Source organism: Saezia sanguinis (assembly GCF_003991585.1).
In the GTDB taxonomy this organism is placed as follows: domain Bacteria; phylum Pseudomonadota; class Gammaproteobacteria; order Burkholderiales; family Burkholderiaceae_C; genus Saezia; species Saezia sanguinis.
Genome location: NZ_PQSP01000092.1, coordinates 1 through 267, shown reverse-complemented (window position 1 = coordinate 267; position 267 = coordinate 1). Strand labels below are relative to the sequence as shown.

Here is a 267-nt window from a genome sequence, read left to right as displayed (position 1 = left end):
GGGGCACTCCTGCATGCTGGACACAAGAAAGGCTCTGGAGGCAACGATTGCCGGCCTGCCCATGAGCAAGGAAATCCTTGAATCCATGAAGGGCGAGCCGGAGCAGACCTGCTATGAATATGGCAGCGCCCTGAGCACAGAAGATCTTAAGGACGCGCTGGAAAGCTGCCAGACCATATCCGGCACGCGGGTCGCCAAATGCTCGCCCGATTACAAGGCCGCGTGCCAGGGCATCTATGGCAAGCCTGTCAATATTTACTATTATGG

Annotated in this window: 1 protein-coding gene; it reads left to right on the top strand. The window is 56.6% G+C overall.

Going from position 1 to position 267, the window contains the following annotated elements; all coding sequences use genetic code 11:
- Positions 1–13 precede the first annotated feature (13 nt).
- Positions 14–267, top strand: a 254-nt coding sequence (locus CUZ56_RS15115) for a hypothetical protein (protein WP_148113772.1), incomplete at its 3' end; no start/stop codon positions are given.